Source organism: Brenneria sp. hezel4-2-4, assembly GCF_013155275.1.
Lineage (GTDB): Bacteria > Pseudomonadota > Gammaproteobacteria > Enterobacterales > Enterobacteriaceae > Brenneria.
Window position 1 is genome coordinate 787,672 of sequence record NZ_JABJXS010000001.1, and the last position, 19,981, is coordinate 807,652.

Below are 19,981 nucleotides of genomic sequence, written 5' to 3' on the forward strand. Positions count from 1 at the left end.
TTTATTCCCCCATCTATTTTTTGCTCTAAAGCGAGGCGCTATGTCCAGTGGGATTTTTGTCGGTATGAACAAAAACATAATGGATGGACTCAATGCCGTGTTAGAAGGTCAAACGTCTACCTATGGCACCATGATCAGCGTGATTATCGTCAGTTCCTTCACGCTATTTATTCTGTATCGCGGTTATCAGACGCTGGGCGGCAAACTTCAGACCCCGGTTGAAGATGTCGTCTGGGATGTGGGCCGCATGTTGCTGATCACCACCTTTGTTTTAAACCGCGACGGCTGGCTGGATGCCGCCATTGCCGCCATTGAAGGACTTAAGGATGGGATCAGCGGCAGCGACAACGTCTGGGCGTTGCTCGATACCGTCTGGGAGAAAGCGCAAACGCTTGGGCAAACCCTGTTTAATCTGGATACCGCAACCTACGTCAAACTGAACGGCGGCTTTGCCGAGGTGCTGGTCTGGAGCGGCGCAATCGTGCTTTTACTGGCGGCGACATTCGTCAACCTGCTCGCCGAAATCACCATTCTGTTAATGACGACGACCGCCCCGATATTTATTTTCTGCCTGCTGTACGGTTTTCTTAAGCCGATGTTCGATAACTGGCTGAAAACCATTTTCACCGCCGTATTGACGATCATGTTTTCCGCTTTATCCATCCGGATCGCCATCAACTATCTGAATAAAATACTGGATGCCGCCATCAACGCCTCCAGCGAAAGCAACATGGTGACGCTGGCGGCGCAATGCCTGCTGGCCGGGATCGCCGCGGGCGTCGTGGTCTGGTTCGCCGCAAAGATCGCCGGCGCACTGAGCGGCGCCGCCGTTCAGGCGGTATTACAAGGGGCGGCTATGAGCGGCTTAAGCGGGCTGGTGAAAAAGTCCTCCGGCGCGGCCAAACCGACGCTGAAAGCCGGTGCTGCCGGTGCCCGACTGGCGGCCAAAGGCGGCGTTATGGCAGGCCAGCTTATTGGTGCCGGCGTGAACAAGACCGTCACCGCCTGGCAAAAACGCACCGCCGCAATAGCGAGCATGAAGCGCTTCAACCAGCAGCGCGATCATAGAGATAGACAATAATTTTGTTGACTGAGCCGGCTTATAGGTTGTGATCCACAGATTGACAGCCAACATGACAACGAATATACAGGACTCAATTCGACGCCAGACAAAGTGTATTAGATAAGAATGTATTAGCTCCGATTTGACTGACACATCTATGGTACAGAGCCAAACCTAACCTGACAGGCCGCTCTGTGCTGTGAGTTCAACGGGGCGATGCAACGCTACCGGTTTCAGTTCTGCTGGCAGCATGCGGTGATGGCAGGTTACGTCATTTAGGATTTTCCTCAGCTCCACTAAAACCCCCGGCATTTACCGAAAATTGCCCGGAAACAGTCGGTTTCGTACGTAAAATCCCCATTGAAAGCATAAGGGAATAAGAGTAAAAATAGTACACAATTCAGGTAGAGTAATTATCTCTTAAATTTGCAAAGGAGAACGACCATGAGTCTTAAGCCAGGCCCGAAACGAATTGCCGACTCAACAGGGGAACCTGATAAACGCCAGCGCGACAATAAAAAAACACCGGGAAATACTGATAAACTGAAACCCAGTAAAAACCCAAAGAAATAAGTCAGTAACTCAAAGCCCTACGGGGCTTTTTTCTTTTCTATGAGTCAGGGCCAAAGAATTGCCGGGCAGACCACTCTATAGGGTCTGAAACTCTTTTTATATAAACCGTATAAGGTGGGGACGCTAACGATGTTAGGACTTTGTACAAAATCACCACGAACAAACTATGCGCATCTAAACTGCTGCTACTAAAGCTCTGTTCTGGTTTAATGTCCGCTCCTCAAAACAGACTGTCAGATTTGATTGTGTGCTGCCAGCGAAAACTGTCATGTCAAGTCTGAGCTAATACAGATAAAGATTACCAGTGCATTTATCCCCCGGATTCCCTTATGCGTGATGTATTTCAGAAAGAGGAATTAGGATGAAAATATCTGCTGGCTTCAACCAGCCAATCCATAAAGGTCCTTAAACGCGCGATAAAATTTTCTTTTTTATCCATTTGATTATGGCTCTCAAATAAAAAGTATCTGATTTCGCTTTCTTTCATCGGATATTTTTTTGCAAATCTTACAACGCATGCTTCAAGCGTGTCAGGCCAGTCGGTATCGTCATCAGATCGCAGCAGATTAGTGGAGCGAATCAGTTTTCTGGCGGCCGCCCTTTGTATTGGCTTATGTTCATCAACATTATCGTTCTCGGTCAATCTCTGCATATAATCGCTCAGCACGCTGACAAAATCGCCGTTAACCGCCAAAGCAATCGCTTTAGACGGTCTGAAACGACTGAATCGTTTGGAAAGGTCTTCTCCCCAAATACATCTGCAATGATGTTTCAGCCAGTAACCCCAACTGTACAGGTTCTCAGGGGCAAGCACTTCCGACAAAGATCCGACATCGAAGTCGACTTTGCTTACAACACAATGATTTGACTTAATTTCCTTACGTATCTCAGACAGTAGCCTACACTCGCTGTTACCAGCCTGATGAGTCAGGATGACACAAATATCCAAATCTGATAGTCCGGCAACCGCTTTTCCTTGCGCGACGCTACCATATACATACGCACTATGGAGCAAGCATCCCAACCTTGAAGCCAGGCGATTGATCACGTCATCAACCACCAGCTGGAACTCGAGTTGCAATCTGTCTGACAGCGGGGTTTTGATATAGCCATCTACATCCAGAGCCATAACCATTCTCTTTGTATCAACTGGTGAAATTCGCAAAATGACGGCATATTCAAGCAATTATCAGAATGCAGTTTAGTACCATCGCGGTCACCGTAGCTGACAGATACATCCAGCCAAACATAGACTGCGCTTGATGATCTTCACGAACAACGACCGTACTGGATGAACGGCACAACAAAACGCATTTCCTCTTAGGGAGTATAATGACGGCGCTACTGCTCGCCAGAGATTTCCTTGCAACATGGCACAAGCTACGCCTTTAACGTAGGTCCACACCTATGTCTTAACGACGACATATCCGGTTTAAACAAGGATATCGTTAATCCCTCCTGAACGTTATGTCCCTGTCCGCATTACGCCCTGGCAGCAGCCCGCGGTGCGACATTCCTTTATCCGTCCAACTGAGGAATCGATATGAAATTCAGCCTCTTTTTGCTGATGCTGTGCGCACTTACGGGCTGCGTACAGCACGACAGTGATCTGCCGCCGGTATCCGGCCCCCCACAGCCGGTGAATTCCCCGGCCATTATCCAGGAGTTGACAAACCATGTCCGAGGTTAATAACGTCATCAATGCATCCAGAAGCTTTGAATCGGTCATTCTGGAAAAAGACGCCCGCGAGAAAAAAGTGGCCTGGCTGATGGCGGCGGTCGGATTCACGTTAGCCGCAATGACGATTGCGGCCATCATTATTCTGCTGCCGCTGAAAACCACCGAAATCGAACTCTGGTCGGTGGATAAACAAACCGGGCGTTATGACTATATGACCCGCATTAAAGAGCGGGATATTTCCACTGAAGCATCGCTGGCACATGCATTGGCCGCAAATTATGTCAAACGCCGCGAAGGCTATAACTATTTTTCCCTTCAGCGCGATTATGACGACGTGCAGTTATTCAATAGCGACGGCGTAAATAAGGATTATCTTGACGGGTTTAACGGCGACCAAGCGCCGGATGTTGTTTTCAACAAAGCGGAATATGTCGTCTCTATCGACATTATTTCCAACGTTCATGCGCCCGCCACCGCCCCCGACCGTCTGGCGACGTTACGCATCAAGCGAACCATTCGCCGCGTTGCGGATAATTCGGTGAAAACCGATGTCTGGAATATCCGCCTGACCTACCGCTACCTCCCTCGCAAACAACTGACGGACAGCCAGCGTGAAGTGAACCCACTGGGGTTCATCGTCACCAGCTACCAGCGCGATAAAGAGCTAAGGAGCGAATGATGCTGATAAAAATGCTGACCTGTGTTTTTTTCCTGACGGCATGCGCCGCCTGGGGCGCGGCGACGCCGCGCGGCAGCGCGTATGACAGCCGGATGCAGAACGTCTCGTATAACAGTCAGAACGCCACGGTCGTCAACACCCACCCCGGCTACGTCACTACGCTGCTGTTTGACGACGATGAAACCGTTATCGACGCGCAGGCGGGCTTTCCCAAAGGCTGGACGGTAACCAAAAGCGATAACCGGGTGGGCGTCAGCCCCAATCCCATCAGCCAGCCGGTGACCGATACCAACGGCAATAACGTCAGCCAGGTGTTTCTGCCGACCGCGAAGGACTGGAAAACCAATCTCTTTGTGGTGACGTCAAAACGCGATTACAGCCTGGAGCTGAACGTGCTGGACCACGACTCGCCCGCTCTGGCCTTCGTTATCCGCTATCGTTATCCGGCTGAAGCCCACCGGCAATCCGTCGCAGCCAACGCCGCCCGCCAGAAACAGCTTCAGGAAATGCAGGAAAAACAACAGATAAGGGCGGCATTTCAGCAGGCCGCCACACCGCGCAACTGGCGTTACACCAAACGGGTGGCGAACGGTTCGGCGTCCATTGCGCCGGATTTCACTTACGATGACGGCCGCTTTACCTACCTCGGCTTTTCGCCCGTGAAAATCCTGCCCTCCGCCTTTACGGTCGTTAACGGCCGGGAGCAGGCGGTGACGCCGCGAATTATCAGCCAGGGCAACTACACCGTAATGGTGGTGCGTTCTCTGTCGCCGCGCCTGGTGCTGCGCTACGGCAATGCGGTGGTCGGGATTGAAAACACGGCATTTGGCGACGTGACCGTGGCTAACGGCGATACCGTCTCCCCCGACGTCACGCTGGAGGCCAAATGACCGATAAATCTACCCTGGAAGACGCGCAAAAAACCACGGCGGAGCTGGAAGCCGAGGCCCGCAAACGCGCCCGCGCGGCAATGGCGAGCCAAGAACCGGAGCAGAAAACGCCCCCCGGCCAGCCCGACGTCACGCGTTTTCGAAAACCCGCCGGGCGTCGGACACTGCTGGTCAGCCTGCTGAGCCTGGCCTTACTGATGGCGCTGGCGCTCGGCGGCGACCATTTTCTTGGCATGCTGAAGAAGGACGAGGATAAAACGGCGGAGGCCGCACCGCCGCCCTCATCCGGCGCGGCACGCAATGAACGCAAAAACCTCGGGCTGGACAGCAATCCGTTCGGCCTGTTCGAACATAGTAAATCGGAGACGTCCGCCGACAGCAATCAGGCTCAGGATGAAGCACCGCCGTTACCGCCTGAGCCGCCCGCTTTAAACAAGGCCGCCGCACTGGCGGACGGGATGAACAACGCGCCGGCGACGAATCAGCGCAGCAATACAAGCCCGAGTCAACATGGATCGCCCGGCGATGCAGGCACGCCCAGCCATCCGGCAACGTCAGACGCCTATATGCCGTGTAAATCGGTGATGGTCAAAGGCAGCGACGGCAAGCTACGCTGCCAAGACGCCGACACACCAGCAACCGGCGACGGCAATCCGGGCGTGGCGAAAGTCACTGGCGTTCGGCGACTGCCCCTCGATCCGGATCTCTATATTCCGGTTGACCGCTATATTCCCTGCTCAATGATGCGGCGCTTCGTGTCCGACGTGGGCGGCACGCTTTCCTGCCTTATCAGCGAGGACGTTTACAGCGCCAGCAACCATGTGAAGCTGATCCCGGCGGGCACCATCGCCAGGGGCATTTATCGCACCGGCGCGCTGCAACACGGCCGCAGCCGGATGTTCGTCATCTGGACGGAATTGCGCACGCCCGGCCAGCTACAAATCCCCTTGCTCGATACGCAGGCCAGCGGCCAGTTAGGTGAAGCCGGTATCGCCGGCTGGATCGATACGCACTTCTGGGCGCGGTTCGGCAATGCCCTGATGCTCAGCACCGTGCAGGACGTGGCCGCCGCGGCGTCGGATTCGGCGCCGGGCAAAGACCGCAATACCGACTACACCGAAAACACCCGCGCGGCCACGGCGGAAATGGCGAAAACGACGCTGGAAAACAGCATCAATATCCCGCCCACGATGTACCTGAACCAGGGCGATGTGATCGGCATCATGACCGGTACGGATATCGATTTCTCTTCTGTCTATCAACTGCGGCTGAAAATGAGGTGGTATGCGCGCTGACAACCTGTCTCTTGAGTTCATGAAAAACCGGCTGTTCGGCGATTTTCTACCGCTGGCGGGCCTGACCGAAATCGCCATTAACCGTCCCGGCGAGATCCACACCAAAATACGCGGAAAATGGCAAAGGCACGACGCCCCGGTTACGCTGCGGCAGTGTTACGCTTTCGCCAAAGCGCTGGCTTCCTGGAATGAGGACAACGTGGATGATACCTCGCCGATCCTGTCCGCCACGCTGGCATCGGGCGAGCGCATCCAGACCATTGTTCCCCCGGCCTGCGAGCGCGGCACCGTTTCCATCACGCTGCGCAAGCCCTCATTCGAGCAGAAAGCGCATCAGTCCTGGATAGACGCCGGTTTTTATCACCGGGTGACCGGCAAAGAGCGAACGGAAAGTAAAGAGGATGAACTGGCCGGATACTATAAGCGCGGGGAGATCCCCCGCTTTATCGAAAAGGCGGTTGAATACGGCAAGACGCTATTTATCGTCGGCGAAACCGGGTCGGGTAAAACCACCTATATGAAGACATTGCTGCATTATATTCCGCCGCATCTCAGACTGACCACCATCGAAGACAACCCCGAAATCCGCTTTTACCGCCACGCCAATTATGTCCATCTGTTTTACCCGGCGGACGCCGGGGAGGATGCAATCGTCACCCCCGGCAGGCTGATCCGGGCCAATTATCGCATGAATCCGGATCGGATCCTGCTGGCGGAAATTCGCGGAAAAGAGGCCTGGGACGCGCTAAAAATCGTCGGTTCCGGCCATGAGGGACTCATCACCTCGATGCACGCGGGCAGCCCTGAAGCCTGTATCGAAGGGATCATCGACCGCTGCTACGAACATCCTGACTGCCAAAATATCCCGTTTGCGGTACTGCTGCGCAAGGTGCTTAACAGCGTGGACGTCATCGTCAGCGTCGATATTCACGGCGATATTCGCCGGATGGGCGCGATTTATTTTAAACATCTTCATCTGAACAACATGAAGGAGGTCTTTAATGAGGCGAATCGTTGAAATACTGTATGCCGGTGCGGCGCTGGTGATGATCGCTGGCTGCGCATCGCCGCCAGAGCCCGTTCAGCCCGCATGGGATACACCCGGCGCAGCCGTTAACGCCACGCTCCCGCAGTGGTCGGAAAACCGCATTGTCGTACCGTCCCCCGACGTCGACGGCCGCTGGTCAACATCCATCGTTTTCAGCCCTGAAGCCATATATTCGCCCGGCGTCTGGTATGCCGTCGCGCATTCAGAGCGGGTTGTCGTCAATACGCCCGATGGGACGAGTTATTTCAGGGCGAAGTCCTGGCTGAGAAAACACGGTTATCGCGCCGTCGTGACTTATCAGCCTAAAGCGACTGACTGCCTCGCCTGCCATGCTACCGAGATTTATTTTTACCGCTGACCGCGACGGTCATCCACGTTCGCAATTCACCCGACATTTATCTTCTGCAATAAAAGGATACCACTATGAAAAAACCCGTTATCGCGGCGATGCTCCTGTGCCTAGCCGCCAGCCTTTCCGCGCCGTCGTTTGCGGCCGATCCCTGCGAAGTGGTGTTGTGCATGTATGGAAAGGCAACCGGCAACGGCGGCGGCAATGAGTGCAACCAGGCGGAGCATGCCTTTTTCAGCATCAACGCCTTTAAAAAACACCATCGCTTCAACCCGGACAAGACGTTTACTATGCGCCGGGATTTTCTCACACAGTGCGCCAGCGCCGATCCGGCCGCCGTAAGTCAAATATTATCGCGCTTTGGCCGGATGCGCGGCTAAACGCATGCCACGAATGGATAAAAGTAGTCATAAAACCGTCAACAAGGCTTGGCATAGGAGCCTAGTTTAGGGACTATGAGTTTAAACTTCAGAAAAGGATTTACGACATGAGTATCCGCTTTCCGCCCAAACTGATTCCCGGAGATTTGATTGCCGTCACGGCTCCATCATCTGGCGTCCCTCAACATCTACATCCCCGGCTGGAACTTGCCATTAGCAACCTTAAGAAAAAAGGTTTCAGAGTCCGTGAAGGGATGTGCTTGCGTTCACAGTATAAAAATAAAAGCGCATACAAAACTTCACGTGCGGAAGAACTGATGTCTTATCTCACCGATCCGGAAGTGAAAGCCGTTATGCCGCCATGGGGAGGCGATCTGGCAATAGAGCTACTTGAGTTACTTGATTTTAATCTGCTAGCTCAGACTGAACCAAAATGGTTTGTCGGCTTTTCAGATTTGAGTACTTTTCATGTTCCGCTGACCACGCTTTCTGGCTGGGCAACACTTCATGGGCCTAACCTTATGGATCTTGGAGCTCAGGAGTTAGACACGACCACAAAAGCTATATGGAACATTCTAGAGGCTGAACGGGGGTCTGTGATTAAACAGCTCTCTTCAACAGCATTCCAAATTGACGAAAACCAATGGGGTACAGCCACAGGCGCTGGTTTTAATCTGACACAAAAAACAAAGTGGAAACACCTCGATGGCGTTACTTCCTCTGCCAGCTTCCATGGACGTCTGATCGGTGGATGCCTTGAAATCATATCGAGGTTAGCAGGCACGTCATTCGGTAATCTGCCTTTGTTTCAAGATCAAAACAGCGATGAAGGCACTGTTCTATATTTTGAAAATGTGGAAATGGCCCCCTGTGAGTTAACGCGAGCATTATTCAGCTTACGCTTACACGGTTGGTTTAATAATTTAACCGGTATTCTAATAGGTAGAAGTGCTGTGCCAGACGTCAGCGATCACACTCAACACAATTATCTGGATGCCCTTCGAGCCTCCCTTGGCGATCTTGACGTTCCCGTGCTTTATGACGTGGATGTCGGTCATATACCACCACAAATTTCACTCATTAACGGCGCAATTGCGACAGTCACATTCACTGAAAGTGGAAGTTCAGTCACTCAGCAAGTGTAGTCAAATGATCATCTGTCAAAGCAGGAATACAAAAATCGTATACCCACAATAATCGGCAAATATTCAGCCACCCAAACGCTCCGTAAGAAGCAAGATTTAACCGCCAAAATGTGCATTATCTAATTAGAGCGTACGGTACGAACAGGCAGCGATTTTTGGGCTTTTAAATTTATGCGTCAGCAGAAATTTAAACGTGGCGTGAGGCGAGTAAATTCAATTTCACAGAAATTGCTAATTTGCGTCGCCGAACCCACCGGCGAGCGTTCACCCCCAGGTGAACCGAGCTGGCGGGGGGAGCCGAATAAATTTCGCCGCCCCAGCGAGCGAAAAGCTATCGCCCACGATAGCGGTTTATTTGGGGGGCGCAGCCCCGCACACCGTCGCGGCTAAGTCTCCGGCCAAAAGCCGGTAGCGTGGCGCGACCACCCGCTTTGAAGTCGTTTTCCCATTTTTTCGCTTGGCCGGAACGGACAAAAGAAAAAATAGGCGAAAAACGGCGTCTCAAAGAGGGTGGTCGCGCGTAGCGGGCGACGGTGTGCCGCCTTTGACCCTGGGGGTTTTGGCGTGGCGTCCAGCCGCGACATTACCCCCATGCGATGGTCCATAAGAGCGTCCAGCCCGCATGAACTGGCGCACGCTGTTTCGTGCAGGGAAGCATGCTTTCCTGCACATGGCCGCACAGCGGCTACCTTCTTTACCCCATGCGTTCGCCCCACCTTTTCGCCCGACTCCGTGGGACGAACTGATGGGGCGATGTCATGGGGCGAACTACTGACGAAGGAGGCATGATGATTTTAAATAAGCTTGCCGTTTCACTGTCGCCGATAGTGAACGGGATGCTGGCACTGCTCGCTTTTATGCAACAGCAACAATTGATGCTGGCATTATTAGCGGGGCTGACGATGCCGTTTTTTGCATCGATGAAAAGCGATGAACGGCAGAAAGCCCCACTATGGAAAAGGTTGATTATCGCTTTTTCCCTGCTGTGTTTTCTCTCTGGCACACTGGCCCCGATAGTTATCGGATCCTTCCAGTGGCTGTATAAAACCAGACTCACCGGTGATAATACGGTACTGGCGTGGTCAGTACGGATTGCTTTCACTGTGACCGGGATTATTTTTCATATTATGCTTCACCGGGTATTCACGCCGGAACTGGACAAAATAAAGAAACGCCTCGTCAGAAAAACAACGCTTGAACGGGAATTACGCACCGATGTCCGTACGGTGAAATCACTGCTGCCGGAAACACTGCATTATGACCCGCTGGATTATATCGACCTGAACAAAGGATTATTTATCGGCATGGACCGCGATGTTCAGCCGATGTATCTGCCGTTAAAAGACTGGCAAAAACAACATGCCGATATTATCGGCACCACCGGGGCCGGCAAAGGGATTGCCACCGGGATATTACTTTATCAAAGTATTCTGGCTGGTGAAGGCGTATTTGTGATGGACCCCAAGGATGATGAATGGGCACCCCACCTTTACCGCAAGGCCTGTGAGGATGCAGGCAAACCTTTTGCCCTGATTGACCTGCGAAAAGCCCAATACCAGTTAAACCTGATTGAAGAGATCACCGCCGATGAACTGGAAGAGCTTTTTGTTGCCGGTTTCAGTCTGGCAGAGAAAGGTCAGGAATCAGACTTTTACCGTATCGACGATAGAAAGGCCGCTCGCATGGCGGCGCAATTTGTCAGTCATCACCCATCCTCGACTATCCGCGATATTTATAATGGCGATTATGTCCAGGGGATTGCGGAGGACATCAAAGCGTTTTTCGGCAAGATTGAAGAGCTGGCATTACTCAATGCCATCAACGCGCCGACAGGATTTTCGCTTAATACGATATTTGAGGAAGGCGGTTGCTGTTATGTCATCGGTTCAATGCGAAATAGCAAAATTATTACCGCCCAGCGAATGCTACTGGTACGACTTTACCAATTAGCGGAAAGGCGCGACCGGGTAAAAGATACGCCCCGCCCTATCGCCATCTTTCTCGACGAGCTGAAATACCATTTATCCAAACCTGCACTGGAAGGATTAGGCGCAGCGCGGGATAAAGGCGTGCATATCATCATGGCGCATCAGTCGGTCGCCGATCTGAAAGACTGCCCGGCGGATTTGAAAGGCGATGCCGTTGTCGGCGCAGTTGTTGAAAACGCCAAATTCAAGCTGGTATACCGAGTTATGGATCCCGATACGGCTGAATGGGTGGCGAGAATGTCCGGCACCATCTTAGTCGATGATGAAGTTCGCAAAGCGAAAACCGATGCCGTACTGACGGAAACCATCGACAGTGAACGCACCATCAGGCAGGCGGAGCGTTTCTTTATCGACAGCAATATGATCCTGAACCTGCCCGATTTTGTCAGCTTTATTTTTACAACAAAAACACTTCCCTCAGCCTCGCTGATTTCCCCCATCAAGGTGCAAAAACGCGAGTTGGAGATCTGCTCCGTTTCTCCTGATATTGCCGCGTCGGCAGCGCCGGCAAAAATCGCGCTGGACTTCGACGAGGAAGAAGCAACACCCGCTTCAACGCCCAATGTCACGGCAACCCGGCCAGATCTTTTCTTTGAAGGGGAAAGAGAATCAACAAAACCGAGATCTGATGATGACGAAACACCGTCCTTGCTCAATTTTTAGGAGGTTTCATGCTTATCGCCACGCATAGCGAGCGCACCACTCGCAACAGCGAGAAGATAAAAATGCTGCTGAATTTCCTGAAGGAAGAAACCTACAGCGACTTTAAAACGCTGATGCTGCTGTTTGGCTTCAGGGATCACAAATCGCTTTATTCACTGCTGGCAAAAACTGAGCGAATGGGATTAATACAAAAGTATGTGTTTGAAGCACGGACGATGAAAATGTCATTATGGGGTATAACCAGCGATGGACTGGCCGTTGTTTTAACGCCGGACGATGACATTTTCCCTGCGCGATTTGAACCATCAAAAATCACTGGCTGGACGCTGGAGCACCACCTTGATAATCAGGTGGCCCGGATCATCCTGGAGCAAAAAGGCGCGTCCGGGTGGGTAAACGGTGATCGTATGACCTTCCTCAGCCAGTATCAGGTAAAACACCGTCCAGATGGGGTGATCACACTCCCGGACGGAAAGGTCATCGCCATTGAAACGGAGCGCCGCCTGAAAACCAAAGCACGATACCAGTCAATCATCGCCAGCCATTTGCTGGCCAGGACGCAGAAACACTGGATTTACGTTTTCTATGTCGTGCCGGATCCGCAGAAAAAACGGGCGCTGGAACTGCTGTTTGGCAGCGTCAAGCACGTCATTATCAACCATCAGCACATACCGCTGGAAGTTCGCCACCGCAACGTTTTTCGTATTTATACTCTCGACGAGCTGCGACAACTGGAGCCGAGGCAATATTCATAAACTGGATCTGGCGTTGCCAAATCTCATGGTGGGCTAAGAGCGAAATATAGTCATTCGCACCCTGAGAATTACACTTTTAAGTGATTCAGGGTATGCGCTTACTGGTTACGAATATTGAGCGGGAATCACGTGATGATCGCCGCTTTTCTTTCGAGCCAGTAGGTGCTCCCCGTTCGCTAACGAATACTCAGGGCATGCAGATAAACTGCTGGCTATATTTCTTTCGAAGAGCGTGGAATGCATACCAATCCCCGATGAGAAGGAGTTGGTAATGACTGCGACTAAACAATTTGCTGTACATGTTAGTCTAGACTGGGCAGATAAAAAACACGATGTCTGTGTTCAGTTTAAAAACGGCGAACGTGTATTCCATGTGATTGAACATACAGCAGAAGCGCTTGATACCTGGCTTATGGAGTTACACCAGAAGGTAAAAGGTAGGATCGCTATAGCTCTCGAACTGAAGAGGCCCCGTGGTGTATGCTCTTCAAAAATATCCGTTTATCACCGTTTTCCCTGTCCACGCTTTATCGCTAGCTCGTTACCGCCAGGCCTTCTCACCCAGCGGCGCAAAAGATGACCCGCAGGATGCTGAGCTGGCATTAGAGTTAATGCTACGTTATCCCCAAAAGATAAAAGCCATATGAACCCGATAATGCGGAGATTCGCTTACTTCAGTAACTGGTTGAAGATAAACGCCGTTTTGTGAACTGGCTAATCAACACGCTTAAACAGTATTATCCTCAGCCCCTGGAGTGGTTCTCACATCGGGGTAGCTTGCTACTGTGCGAACTGATTATGCGGTGGCCCAGTTTGCAACAACTGAAACGCGCCAGGCACGATACGATCCGCAATTTTCTGAATGCCAAAGGTGGTCGCGCAATGGCCCTTACCGAGCAACGTGTAACGAATATTGATAACGCGATCCCATTGACCACAGATCCGAGCGTTATAGAGGCTAATGCTTTGATGGCTACAGCACTGGCGACGCAAATTAAAGTCGTGAGTGAAATCATCAAAACCTATGACGAACGAATCGAAACGCTGTTTGACACATTGCCAGATGCTGGGCTGTTCAAATCACTTCCAGGCATGGGGCCGTGTATGGGGCAACGAATGCTTGCTGCACTTGGTGATAACCGTGACCGGTTTAACAGCGCCGAGGAAATTCAAAACTACGCAGGTATTGCACCGGTGACAGAACGAAGTGGCCAGAAATCCTGGGTTCACTGGCGATGGCAATGTGCCAAGTTTGTCAGGCAGACCTTTGTTGAATGGGCCGCCAAGACGGTTAACTCATCATACTGGGCCAGACTTTATTACCAGGGGCAGCGAGAGAAAGGGAAATCTCATTAATCAGCTATCCGGGCTTTGGCGTTTAAATGGATAAGGATCATTTACCGCTGCTGGAAGACCAAAACCCGATACGACGAAGCGAAATATCTGCTGGCACTTGAAGCTCGACACTCGCCTTTACTGAAGCCATAAAAAGCTTGTCGAATGTCTCAGGGCGTGAAGCGGAACTTACTCTTTTAAAACTCTTTAAAATGACTTCAATCCAACTATTAAACTGGAACATTCAAAATATCACTTACAAAGGTATGGAGGGTGACTCCATACCTTTCAGGTTAGAATTTGAAATCTGATGCCTGAGCTTCAAGATATAATGTTTTTAGTAGGCTATATCCATATTCATGTTGGTTTACAGGAAAGAAAAAATTCTTTCCACTTTGTATTATATTTAATCGATACAAACCAACTTCATTATCATAGTCAAACATATAATCCAGAGAAACATATATACCATTATAGTTTGTATTTACTAGGTCATCATTTGAGTTATAAGACCAGGTCATGCTGCCTTGCCTTGTTTCAGTGAGCATACGGTTAACAAAGTTAGCAATATTTTCTGGCAGCATTGCATTATACCTCTTTATTCGTAAAAGTGTGTTTTGAATCAATCATATTCTTTATCTCCATAATTGATTCTCGAATTTCTCTTGATTTTCTATTCGGCAGTTTTTCTTGATGAGGTATATATCTCGCATCTTGAATATTTTTTTCTAGCTTATTTATGACCTCAGCCTTGGTGTCAAAAAATGCTTTATCATCCAAGGATACGAAATTATTTGCGATGTTTCTATGTAACTTAAGTGCAAATCTGAAATTCAATGATAGTTGCCCATATTGATGGTTCGCCAAGTCATCAAGAGATGATTCATAGTATGAAGAGCATACATGAGATAAATGTGAAACAGTTTGATTTTTAAATCCCTCGACTCTTTCTCGCATTTTTTCCTGTGTGCTTTTGTTTATTTTTATTGCATAAATAATTTCCATTACAGCAATTATTAATGCTACCAATGTAGCTACTGACGCATAGTAAGAAAATGCTAGCATATTTGATTGAGACTCTGATATTTCTTTCTTGAATATCAAAGATACAATACATAAAAACACACATACTATTGTATAAACGACTCTAAATTTGTTATCTTTTAATTTTTCACGCATATTTAAATTGCTCAGCATTTTTCACATGTTTTATCTTATTTTTCTGATGGTTAACTTCAACTCCACTACCGTTAGTTTTTATCTTGTAACATAGCTATTATATCGCGCTGTTTTGAGAAGGGGAATAGACGTTGTTACTTCTGTCCTGTTAGACTATCTTGGGTTGAACAATACAACTCAATTTGATCAATGTCCGCCTCTGGCACGGAGCGGACAGAGAGTAAAGTCACCAAGCACCTTGAACAGCGCCGTCTGATGCTGCAATGGTGGGCTAATTTTCTGGATGCTAACAGCAACGGTCTGGTTAGGCTGTGTGACAGTATCAGAACGGTGGCAAGGAACGGTATTCCGGTTCCGTTTGACGCCAGATGTTTCTGTTCCGCACTATCAACAAACTGGAACAGGCTCCCGACAGCCACGACTAAATGCCGTCAATGAGGAAATCGATGGCAGCCTTTACCTGAGTACGATACTGCGACGCATCACAAAACACCGCCCCCAGGGCCTGGACAGGAATACTTGCCAGCTCGTGCGTCATTACGGCGTACTCTTTGCCGTCCGTCAGCCTGACGACGGGGACAAGGCGATCCGGTCGGCGGCCTGCCGGATACTTTTCAACAGGGAGCAACGGGATCACTATCCGACGATTTAACTGCCCAATAATATCGCTCGTGGCATCGAGCAACAGCGGATAAACGGCGCTTTTCCCAGTATTACCGTATACGGTGAATTGCATGGTTAAAACGCCCTGTATTCATCACTGAAACAGCCGTTTTCATCATGAAAACGATTTAATGCGTCGATAGCCTCCCTGTTTTCTTCGTGCCATTTTTTCGCTTCATGACGGCGAAGCTCCGCATCCAGTGCGGTTGACAGAGTAGCACTCAGGTTAATACCCGCTTCACGCGCTCTTACCAGTAAGGCACGCTCTACTGTCATGGTCACGCTCTGCGTGTTGCGTTGTTTCACGGTCATGATTGCTCTCCTGTATGAGATACGTGCGTATTACACGGTATAATACACTTATCATAACACCAAAAACAGGCCCAGCTACCGTTTTAGTCCTGCAAACGTCACCGTCAGCCGTCATACCTAAGCCGTCGTTTATAGCAATCAGCGGTGTAAAAACGCCGTTTGCGAGATGCGCGGGCTCTTTGCCGCCCGCACCCGCAGCCTGAGAATTTTCCGGGTATTCAATGCCCGGAAAATTCTCAGGGAAATTAAAAACGCCGTCACGCTGGCTGCTCCGATATCAGGTTAACACCGCCTTCCTTTGCGGCGTCTTGGGCTTCAAATCAAACCTTATCCATCAGATAGCGATGCGCTTTCGATGCTGCGCTGGCGGCTTTGAAAATATAGCGCTTGTCGTTCTTCAACGCTTTCAGCCAGGAAGCGATATAGCTTTCATGCTGCACCTCTCCGACGATCCCCAGATCCGCCATCAGGAACGCGCTTCCCAACTCGGCGATCAACTCTTCAAAGGCGTAACCTTCACTACCAAACTTCCCTTTCATTTCACGGTTAAGCCGTTTTTTACCACCACTCCAGTGAACCAACTCATGCAGGCCGGTGGCGTAGAAATTAGCGGCATCAGAAAAAAGGTGACGCTCCGGTAACCAGACCTCATCAGTTGAGTGTCTGAAAAAGGCATTTTGTCCTTTCTCAATGATGTTTGCGCCGCTCTTCTGGAACAGATTTTCAGCCTCCGGCAACGGGTCAAAGGTTGCTTCTGGGCTGACTGTTTCAGTTGTCAGCGGAAGGCCATCGATTTGTTCAACATTGAACACATTGAAGGTTTTCAGCATCGGGATCTGGTCGATGTCACCGTCTTCGTTTTCTTTCTCTAAGGTTGTATAGAAAATGGCTGTCGTGCCGTGCTCGCCTTTGCGAACCTGACCACCGACTGCCTGTGCTTGTTTGTAGGTCATCCAGCGTGAATCACCGAAGCCCTGTTTTGACGCGCTGCACCACAACAGCATGATATTCATTCCGCTATACGCGATACCGGTTGCGAAGTTGGAAGGCAACCCAGACATGCCCAGCACTCGTTGCCACGGGCAAGACCACGGTTTTACACCAGTTTCAAGCGCTGCAATGATGTTGTCGGTGACGGTCTGATAAGTATCTGTTCTGGTTTGAGAAAATTTCGTTTTTGAGGAGCCTGACTGCTCCAGCGGGGATACGCTGGTCGCCGCTGCGGTGTTAGGGGCGCTAGTCTGGGTATGCAAGGAAATGATCATGTTTTTTCTCCGTCGGTGGTGTGATTTTCGTCTTCGTATCGCCTGACGGTTCGCTTTCCCGGCATCGTTCCGGCACGCAAGGGCGCAGCATGCGTGCCATTTACCCTTGCGGGACGGGTTGTGTTGGGAAACGATTAACCGGAAGCTGATACGAAGACGGAAATCACGCCGGAGAAAAAACTGACACTGCATAACCGGCCGTAGCGCCCCTTGGTTCGCAGTGGTGACAATGAGTTAAGGCTGGAGTTTAGAACTTGAATTTAGCTACGTCAGTTCAGACCTGAGTTGGCAGGATTCCTGGGTAAGGCAAGCTCAAATCTGACATTCTGCTTTGAGCAATAAGCGAACTATCTGTTTGCAGAAAATAAGTATCTTCATGCTGTTATTTACACTATGCTTACCAACAGTTAGGATATTAACCCTACAAAAAGACAAGTTACTTTACATGACGATCATTAATTCTGATATTTTTATGGGTGAAACATGTATTTATTTAAATATTATCGTCCTGATTTTTTCTTCGATAAAGCCATTCGGTATAATGAATTATATTTTTCTGCCAGATCGCAGTTGAATGACCCAAATGATTTGAATATAAACTATCGCTTTGATAATAATTTGAAACTTTGGGATTTTTTATTGCGTTCGCCATGTGAATACTCCTACAAAGATTTGACTCACATATTGGACTTTAGTGACCTTAAAATACATAAAGTATTAAATAAAATATTTAAAGGAAAAAGAATAAAAGGTGATCTTGATTCACTTGATGCTCTGTTTGATACGCATGCCAATGAGGTTCTTGATATTTTACGTGAATGTCTACTACCTCTTAAGGAGATCAACGCTGTCATTTATAAAAATGAACCTGATCCAAAGCAATTTTTAGCAAAACAGTGTGAAATTGGAATTAAAGAAAGATTGTACAAAAAAATAATTCCAGCAGTTTTTAGTGTATCTTTTTCCAGCAAAGCGTTAGAACGTATGATGTGGGCGCATTATGCTGCCGGTTTTAGTGGCTGTGTAATGATCTATAACGCTCAAGAATTTACATCCCCAATTAATAATATAAGGATGCAACTAAAAGATAATTTGTTTTCTGATTACCCTGTTAGCTTCCCTGTCAAACCTATTACCTATAGTAATCAACCTAAGGAAATATCGATTCTAGATCCAACTTCCAATATTTTTGAGTTAATTTTAACTAAAAATAAATTCTGGAAATATGAGTCTGAATATCGAATGTTTGTACCTGAAGGAAATATGGGGATTGGTGGAGAGAGGAATATAAAAGATAGCGTAAACCGTAATGCAGGTCATGTTTTTCATCATGAAACAAGTGTCATGCAAGGGATTATATTTGGACCTCGAATGAGTAAATTGAAAAAAGAAGAAATCTGGCAAGTCATAAAATCCAATGTAATGAATACAAATACAAAATTATTCTACTTTTTTAATGCTGAACTAACACAATCAGGAAAAATTAATATTTCAAGTGGGCAAGTAGCACAAAAACAATACGGACATGATTTATATAAAACTGACCTAACGCAGCCCGAGTTAATTGATGCCATGAATATTTTCGGAATTGTAAAATAACCGATCAATATATTCTGTCTCTGTCACGAACCCGACAGCATGTAGATACGAAAACGTAAGTAACTGAGATATGTACAGCCCACAAAGCTGTAGGCAAACCATATTGGTCGCATAAATTTATCATCCGATATAATCGATAAATTTATCGGTAATAAAAACACTCAGTTCTCTCTGATAAGAGGCAGTTTAATTTGTAAAGATCATATTGTATTATTTTTTCGCCCCCCCCCAAAAAAAACCTTATCGTTATGGTCAATATTGTAATTTCCAAATCAGATAGGCGAGGATCAAGACAAATCTCATCAAAGAGTTATATTGGGCCGATATCTATTTTATATAATCCATTTTTTACTTTTTCATCACCAATATCATCAACAAGAATCCGAATTTCATTTTCATGGTTAAAGGCAGTCCTTTTAATGCATAGTAATTCTGCAAAAATATTATTTTTCCCACCAAAAATCATCTCTGAAAATATAATTTATTTCACAAAGTCTATAATTTTTTATCTTTATATTCAACCTTCCCTATGAAATACTTTAAACTTGAGAAATTATTAAAGCCATCAAATATTATATGAAATAGTTTTTTAGCTGTAGTTTTAACTACCGCTGATGCAGTTACTGTTCGACTGGATACAGCAGAAGATGAAAACGCTGTCATCCATTTGGCGTACAACGACAGGATTTAGTTATCCATCCCGGTAATACAGGTCTAGTTTTTCTTCAGCAATTGGGGTTCAAAGGTGGCTTCACGATCGCGGGGAGTACGCAGTTCAAGCGGGCCATCAGCAGTAGCTACAGTCTTTATCGAGTAGCCGTTGCGGGTATTGGAGCCAGATTTAGACTGATTTCTATCGTAGCCCAGATGATAAGACATTTCGGCGTTGAGAGCCGCCTCAACGCTGATTTTCTTCAGCAGGCGATCGAACAGGCTGAGATCTTCAGGGGCTTTGAGATTTTTGGCCTGTTCGTTAGCCAGAGTCTGCAACTGTTTTTCGTCCATAAAGTAACCTGATTTTGATGTTGGATTGAACATATCAAAATCAGGCAATTACATAATCTTATGTACAGGCTCACCGTCATTACTAACTAAAGGTTGTATCTAATCCTGGGGGCA

The 19,981-nt window shown here is 48.5% G+C and carries 18 protein-coding genes and 3 pseudogenes; 14 read left to right on the top strand and 7 right to left on the bottom strand.

Translation table 11 applies throughout. The annotated features are described in order from the left end of the window. Nucleotides 1-40: 40 nt before the first annotated feature. Nucleotides 41-1,081: a type IV secretion system protein gene (locus tag HOY33_RS03640; RefSeq protein WP_172288613.1), complete on the top strand. Its 1,041-nt coding sequence runs from the start codon at nucleotides 41-43 to the stop codon at nucleotides 1,079-1,081. A 426-nt stretch (nucleotides 1,082-1,507) separates the two neighbouring features. Further along, complete coding sequence (locus HOY33_RS20730) at nucleotides 1,508-1,636, top strand: hypothetical protein (protein WP_256380191.1); 129 nt, start codon at nucleotides 1,508-1,510, stop codon at nucleotides 1,634-1,636. 343 nt (nucleotides 1,637-1,979) lie between these two features. On the opposite strand, the gene HOY33_RS03645 is transcribed toward HOY33_RS20730, so the two are convergent. After that, nucleotides 1,980-2,765 carry a nucleotidyltransferase domain-containing protein gene (locus tag HOY33_RS03645; RefSeq protein ID WP_172288615.1) on the bottom strand — a complete coding sequence of 262 codons (786 nt, stop codon included), beginning with the start codon at nucleotides 2,763-2,765 and terminating at the stop codon, nucleotides 1,980-1,982. 547 nt (nucleotides 2,766-3,312) lie between these two features. On the opposite strand from HOY33_RS03645, the gene HOY33_RS03650 reads away from it, so the two are divergent. The 10 genes and pseudogenes from HOY33_RS03650 to HOY33_RS03695 all read left to right on the top strand — a co-directional run bounded on the left by HOY33_RS03650 (nucleotide 3,313) and on the right by HOY33_RS03695 (nucleotide 13,997). After that, nucleotides 3,313-3,996 carry a virB8 family protein gene (locus HOY33_RS03650; protein ID WP_172288617.1) on the top strand — a complete coding sequence of 228 codons (684 nt, stop codon included), beginning with the start codon at nucleotides 3,313-3,315 and terminating at the stop codon, nucleotides 3,994-3,996. Next, nucleotides 3,993-4,886, top strand: coding sequence for a P-type conjugative transfer protein VirB9 (gene virB9 / locus HOY33_RS03655; protein WP_371734373.1), 894 nt, complete (start codon nucleotides 3,993-3,995; stop codon nucleotides 4,884-4,886). The genes HOY33_RS03650 and virB9 overlap by 4 nt, the downstream gene beginning before the upstream one ends. Beyond that, nucleotides 4,883-6,181 (top strand): TrbI/VirB10 family protein, encoded by a 1,299-nt coding sequence (locus HOY33_RS03660; protein WP_172288621.1) that lies wholly within the window; start codon nucleotides 4,883-4,885, stop codon nucleotides 6,179-6,181. Before virB9 ends, HOY33_RS03660 begins: the two co-directional genes overlap by 4 nt. Then, nucleotides 6,171-7,199, top strand: a complete 1,029-nt coding sequence (virB11, locus tag HOY33_RS03665; RefSeq protein WP_172288623.1) for a P-type DNA transfer ATPase VirB11 — start codon at nucleotides 6,171-6,173, stop codon at nucleotides 7,197-7,199. Before HOY33_RS03660 ends, virB11 begins: the two co-directional genes overlap by 11 nt. Beyond that, nucleotides 7,183-7,587, top strand: coding sequence for a cag pathogenicity island Cag12 family protein (locus tag HOY33_RS03670; RefSeq protein WP_172288625.1), 405 nt, complete (start codon nucleotides 7,183-7,185; stop codon nucleotides 7,585-7,587). The genes virB11 and HOY33_RS03670 overlap by 17 nt, the downstream gene beginning before the upstream one ends. A gap of 65 nt (nucleotides 7,588-7,652) precedes the next feature. Beyond that, nucleotides 7,653-7,958: a conjugal transfer protein gene (locus HOY33_RS03675; protein WP_172288627.1), complete on the top strand. Its 306-nt coding sequence runs from the start codon at nucleotides 7,653-7,655 to the stop codon at nucleotides 7,956-7,958. Nucleotides 7,959-8,065: 107 nt separating this feature from the next. Beyond that, complete coding sequence (locus HOY33_RS03680; protein ID WP_172288629.1) at nucleotides 8,066-9,103, top strand: S66 peptidase family protein; 1,038 nt, start codon at nucleotides 8,066-8,068, stop codon at nucleotides 9,101-9,103. 788 nt (nucleotides 9,104-9,891) lie between these two features. After that, nucleotides 9,892-11,754, top strand: a complete 1,863-nt coding sequence (locus HOY33_RS03685) for a type IV secretory system conjugative DNA transfer family protein (RefSeq protein ID WP_172288631.1) — start codon at nucleotides 9,892-9,894, stop codon at nucleotides 11,752-11,754. Nucleotides 11,755-11,762: 8 nt separating this feature from the next. Next, nucleotides 11,763-12,509 (top strand): MobC family replication-relaxation protein, encoded by a 747-nt coding sequence (mobC, locus tag HOY33_RS03690; protein ID WP_172288633.1) that lies wholly within the window; start codon nucleotides 11,763-11,765, stop codon nucleotides 12,507-12,509. Nucleotides 12,510-12,780: 271 nt separating this feature from the next. Then, a pseudogene (locus HOY33_RS03695) lies at nucleotides 12,781-13,997 on the top strand (IS110 family transposase). 140 nt (nucleotides 13,998-14,137) lie between these two features. Here HOY33_RS03695 and HOY33_RS03700 read toward each other — a convergent pair. Continuing rightward, the gene (locus HOY33_RS03700; protein WP_172288635.1) at nucleotides 14,138-14,428 is read right to left on the bottom strand and encodes a hypothetical protein; all 291 of its coding nucleotides are present in this window, start codon (nucleotides 14,426-14,428) and stop codon (nucleotides 14,138-14,140) included. 4 nt (nucleotides 14,429-14,432) lie between these two features. Then, nucleotides 14,433-15,023, bottom strand: coding sequence for a hypothetical protein (locus HOY33_RS03705; RefSeq protein ID WP_172288637.1), 591 nt, complete (start codon nucleotides 15,021-15,023; stop codon nucleotides 14,433-14,435). 231 nt (nucleotides 15,024-15,254) lie between these two features. Here HOY33_RS03705 and HOY33_RS20590 point away from each other — a divergent pair. Then, nucleotides 15,255-15,332 (top strand): annotated as a pseudogene (locus tag HOY33_RS20590) (mobilization protein mobC); the annotation flags it as partial. 112 nt (nucleotides 15,333-15,444) lie between these two features. Here the strand turns inward: HOY33_RS20590 and HOY33_RS03710 are convergent. The 3 genes from HOY33_RS03710 to HOY33_RS03720 form a co-directional block, all read right to left on the bottom strand. Further along, nucleotides 15,445-15,759 carry a CcdB family protein gene (locus HOY33_RS03710; RefSeq protein ID WP_172288639.1) on the bottom strand — a complete coding sequence of 105 codons (315 nt, stop codon included), beginning with the start codon at nucleotides 15,757-15,759 and terminating at the stop codon, nucleotides 15,445-15,447. 2 nt (nucleotides 15,760-15,761) lie between these two features. Next, nucleotides 15,762-15,998 (bottom strand): type II toxin-antitoxin system CcdA family antitoxin, encoded by a 237-nt coding sequence (locus tag HOY33_RS03715; RefSeq protein ID WP_172288641.1) that lies wholly within the window; start codon nucleotides 15,996-15,998, stop codon nucleotides 15,762-15,764. 320 nt (nucleotides 15,999-16,318) lie between these two features. Then, on the bottom strand, nucleotides 16,319-17,263 hold the full coding sequence (locus HOY33_RS03720) for an ArdC family protein (protein WP_172288643.1): 945 nt from the start codon (nucleotides 17,261-17,263) through the stop codon (nucleotides 16,319-16,321). Nucleotides 17,264-17,746: 483 nt separating this feature from the next. Between HOY33_RS03720 and HOY33_RS03725 the strand changes: the two genes are divergently transcribed. Continuing rightward, nucleotides 17,747-18,862, top strand: coding sequence for a DUF2971 domain-containing protein (locus HOY33_RS03725; RefSeq protein WP_172288645.1), 1,116 nt, complete (start codon nucleotides 17,747-17,749; stop codon nucleotides 18,860-18,862). A gap of 717 nt (nucleotides 18,863-19,579) precedes the next feature. Here HOY33_RS03725 and HOY33_RS03730 read toward each other — a convergent pair. Next, nucleotides 19,580-19,867: pseudogene (locus tag HOY33_RS03730) on the bottom strand (transposase); the annotation flags it as partial. Between the last annotated feature and the right edge of the window lie 114 nt (nucleotides 19,868-19,981).

What these genes read in the sequence shown, in the direction of transcription:
- mobC (WP_172288633.1), top strand. Translation starts at nt 11,763, where the DNA reads ATGCTTATCGCCACGCATAGCGAGCGCACCACTCGCAACAGCGAGAAG.
- HOY33_RS03680 (WP_172288629.1), top strand. Translation starts at nt 8,066, where the DNA reads ATGAGTATCCGCTTTCCGCCCAAACTGATTCCCGGAGATTTGATTGCC.
- HOY33_RS03720 (WP_172288643.1), bottom strand. Translation starts at nt 17,263, where the DNA reads ATGATCATTTCCTTGCATACCCAGACTAGCGCCCCTAACACCGCAGCG.
- HOY33_RS03660 (WP_172288621.1), top strand. Translation starts at nt 4,883, where the DNA reads ATGACCGATAAATCTACCCTGGAAGACGCGCAAAAAACCACGGCGGAG.
- HOY33_RS03710 (WP_172288639.1), bottom strand. Translation starts at nt 15,759, where the DNA reads ATGCAATTCACCGTATACGGTAATACTGGGAAAAGCGCCGTTTATCCG.
- virB11 (WP_172288623.1), top strand. Translation starts at nt 6,171, where the DNA reads ATGCGCGCTGACAACCTGTCTCTTGAGTTCATGAAAAACCGGCTGTTC.
- HOY33_RS03640 (WP_172288613.1), top strand. Translation starts at nt 41, where the DNA reads ATGTCCAGTGGGATTTTTGTCGGTATGAACAAAAACATAATGGATGGA.
- HOY33_RS03685 (WP_172288631.1), top strand. Translation starts at nt 9,892, where the DNA reads ATGATTTTAAATAAGCTTGCCGTTTCACTGTCGCCGATAGTGAACGGG.
- HOY33_RS03725 (WP_172288645.1), top strand. Translation starts at nt 17,747, where the DNA reads ATGTATTTATTTAAATATTATCGTCCTGATTTTTTCTTCGATAAAGCC.
- HOY33_RS20730 (WP_256380191.1), top strand. Translation starts at nt 1,508, where the DNA reads ATGAGTCTTAAGCCAGGCCCGAAACGAATTGCCGACTCAACAGGGGAA.
- HOY33_RS03715 (WP_172288641.1), bottom strand. Translation starts at nt 15,998, where the DNA reads ATGACCGTGAAACAACGCAACACGCAGAGCGTGACCATGACAGTAGAG.
- HOY33_RS03650 (WP_172288617.1), top strand. Translation starts at nt 3,313, where the DNA reads ATGTCCGAGGTTAATAACGTCATCAATGCATCCAGAAGCTTTGAATCG.
- HOY33_RS03645 (WP_172288615.1), bottom strand. Translation starts at nt 2,765, where the DNA reads ATGGCTCTGGATGTAGATGGCTATATCAAAACCCCGCTGTCAGACAGA.
- HOY33_RS03675 (WP_172288627.1), top strand. Translation starts at nt 7,653, where the DNA reads ATGAAAAAACCCGTTATCGCGGCGATGCTCCTGTGCCTAGCCGCCAGC.
- HOY33_RS03705 (WP_172288637.1), bottom strand. Translation starts at nt 15,023, where the DNA reads ATGCGTGAAAAATTAAAAGATAACAAATTTAGAGTCGTTTATACAATA.
- virB9 (WP_371734373.1), top strand. Translation starts at nt 3,993, where the DNA reads ATGATGCTGATAAAAATGCTGACCTGTGTTTTTTTCCTGACGGCATGC.
- HOY33_RS03670 (WP_172288625.1), top strand. Translation starts at nt 7,183, where the DNA reads ATGAGGCGAATCGTTGAAATACTGTATGCCGGTGCGGCGCTGGTGATG.
- HOY33_RS03700 (WP_172288635.1), bottom strand. Translation starts at nt 14,428, where the DNA reads ATGCTGCCAGAAAATATTGCTAACTTTGTTAACCGTATGCTCACTGAA.